This window comes from Vibrio sp. 2132-1 (assembly GCF_033344315.1).
This window is the reverse complement of sequence record NZ_JAWPON010000854.1, coordinates 1-519: the sequence shown is the minus strand read 5'-3', so window position 1 is coordinate 519 and position 519 is coordinate 1. Positions and strand designations below refer to the sequence as shown.

Sequence of the window (519 nt, the reverse complement as noted above, 5' to 3'; positions counted from 1 at the left end):
ACTGTTTCGGGAAGTCTGCGCGCCAGAGCCGGATTTTGACCGCATTGAAAGCATCATTACGCAAGATGTGGCCTTGTCGTACAAGTTACTGCGTTTTGTGAATACCCAGATCACCACATTAGAGGTGGAAATCAGCTCGTTCCGTCAGGCGCTGATTTACCTTGGTCAAGACAAGCTGAAGCAATTTGTCTCTTTGGTGGTGGCGTCTTACATCTCAAGCAACAAACCGCGTGAGTTGTACAACCTCTCTTTGCAACGTGCCCAGTTCTGTGAACTGATGTCGCGTTACCAACCTTTTTCTCATCTCAATGAGCAAGGCTTTATGGTCGGCTTATTGTCGATCTTAGATGCCATGCTCGACTTATCGATCGAAGCCTTGGTGAAGCAACTGCCGTTGAGTGATTCTGTGCAGCAAGCATTACTGCATCGTAAGGGTGAGTACGGCGTGCTGATCTCGCTAGAAGAATGCTACGAGCGAGCTGATTGGCATGGCGTCGAAAAGCTCTCGGGTCAGTTGGG

Annotated in this window: 1 protein-coding gene; it reads left to right on the top strand. The window is 49.3% G+C overall.

What is annotated here, in order from left to right:
* On the top strand, positions 1-519 hold a 519-nt coding region (locus R8N47_RS28380; protein ID WP_318186504.1), incomplete at both ends, for an EAL and HDOD domain-containing protein.